Source organism: Rubrivirga sp., assembly GCF_049648075.1.
In the GTDB taxonomy this organism is placed as follows: domain Bacteria; phylum Bacteroidota; class Rhodothermia; order Rhodothermales; family Rubricoccaceae; genus Rubrivirga.
In genome coordinates this window covers 1-2,158 of record NZ_JBARYR010000442.1, presented here as the reverse complement: position 1 = coordinate 2,158, position 2,158 = coordinate 1, and the positions used below count along the sequence as shown (strand labels likewise).

General features: G+C 62.6%; 2 protein-coding genes. Both read left to right on the top strand.

The window, feature by feature from the left end:
* The first annotated feature begins 269 nt into the window (after positions 1-269).
* The gene (locus tag WBA11_RS12570) at positions 270-752 is read left to right on the top strand and encodes a DUF305 domain-containing protein (protein WP_424521022.1); all 483 of its coding nucleotides are present in this window, start codon (positions 270-272) and stop codon (positions 750-752) included.
* Between the two features lie 370 nt (positions 753-1,122).
* The coding region (locus tag WBA11_RS12565; RefSeq protein ID WP_424521021.1) for a tyrosine-type recombinase/integrase at positions 1,123-2,158 on the top strand (1,036 nt) is incomplete at its 3' end.

Sequence of the window (2,158 nt, the reverse complement as noted above, 5' to 3'; positions counted from 1 at the left end):
CCTTTGCGGGAGGCGTCTCCGACGAGCGGCTGTTGCTCGGCGTTCCGCATCGAAAGAGAGTTCTCCGCCCAGTCGAGAATTGTGGCCGGTCGACGCCCGATCATTCGACAAATCTCTTACGCTCTGTCGTAGTTCGGGCATGGTGTCCGACTCGGTCAGAAAGGATCACCGTGCACACTTCCAGGCGAGCCATCACAGCACTCACGTTGACCGCTTCGTTGTTCATCGCAGCGTGCGGTGGCTCCGACAGCACGGCCGATGACAGTACCGTGAACGACGCTGAGGCGTCTGCGGCGCCAGCCGATCAAGAGTTCAACGACGATGACGTGATGTTCGCTCAAGGAATGATCCCGCATCACGCCCAGGCCGTCGAGATGGCATCCATTGCGCTCGAAACGGACCGTGCGACGAGCGACCAGGTGCGCGACCTTGCGCGACGAATCCAATCAGCTCAGGATCCAGAGATCGAGCAGATGACCGAATGGCTCACCTCATGGGAGCAGCCGCTGGACATGCCCGCCATGGACGGGATGGAGATGGACGGCATGGTCGCCTCCGACGACCTCGATGCGCTCGCCGCACTCGACGGCGATGACTTCGACGCCGAATGGACCCGGCTGATGATCGCCCACCACGAAGGAGCGATCTCGATGGCTGAAGACGAGATCGCTGGCGGGCTAAACACCGAAGTCATCGCGCTCGCCGAGAACATCGTCACGACCCAGCAAGCGGAGATCGAGGAGATGCGCTGACGAAGGCGCAGTCGAGTGGAGTAGAGGCTCAGCCGGAGGCCACCGAACTGATGTCGTTCGTGAGGCGGGGTGCCCAAAGATCACGAAAAGATCACAGGATTCGCCGGACGGTCGCCGATTCGAGGGACAGCGCGAACTGCACCGGACGATCTGGACAGGCCGCCCGTACAGAACGGGCGTTTCCGGACTCCGCTGGACGCATCGGACGGTTTCCAACCAGCTTAAACCTCCCTGTACGAACGTACGTGCGGGTTCGAATCCCGTCCCGGGCACATCCAATGAGCAGGTATGATGAGGCGATACAGTGTTTCGATGGCCATCGACAAGACGTCTGTTGTGCACAAAAAGATCACAGAACTACGATGGGAGCGTGCGTAAGGGCTCGGTGTATCGACGTAGTGGCGGCTGGGCGTTCCGCATTGACGTCGCTCCCGACCCCGGATCCAGTCAGCGCCGGCAGATTTCTCGGCAAGGATTTCGAACCAAGACCCAGGCGACCGCGGCGATGCACGAGGTGGCGGCCGAGACCGAACCACCCCGGATCGTGCGGGCCGATCCGTTGAGCGTGCGCCAGGTGTCGCTCTCATGGCTCGACCGCAAGGCCACAGACTGCGCAACGTCAACACTGCGCACCTACCGTCGCGATGTCGACAGGATCTGCGACCGACTCGGCGACACGATGGTCGGCGATCTCACGGTCGCAGCTGTCGATGACTTCGAACGCGACCTCCTCGTGCACGGATCGGCAACGGGCGAGGAGCTGTCAGCCAAATCGGTGCAGAGCGTGCATGTCGTCTTGCACCAGATCCTCCACGACGCAGTCCGTCGCGGCGTCGTTTCATCGAATGTCGCAGCATCTGCATCGCCACCACGGCACGAGCCGGCGACGGTCTTGACATGGTCGGTCGAGGAGGTGAAGACGTTCCTGGATGCTGTCGGCGAGCACCGCCTGCACGCCGTATTCGCCGTGCTGCTGACCACGGGGCTCACCCGCGGCGAGTTGGTCGGTCTGCAGTGGAGCGACGTCGACCTGTCTGCGGGCACGATCACGGTGCGTCGAGTCGTGTCGATGGCCGGCGGGAAACGCACCGAGACCGAGCCGAAGCATGCGGCGCAGCGCACGATCAGCATCGGACAGCGCACGGTCAACGTGTTGCGCGACCATCGAACGGGTTGGGGGCAACCCGACGATGCGTCGCCGGTCTTCGAGCAGCGCGGTGGGGGAGAGCTGAACCCTGAATCGTTGTCCAAGACGTTCGCGCGACTCATCGATCACATCGACGTATCGGCGATCACGATCGGCGGGCTGCGCCACACGCATGCGGCAATGGCGCTCAAGGCCGGCATCAACCCGCTCGTCGTCTCGAAACGTCTCGGGCACTCCACGTCGGCAACAACACATGAAA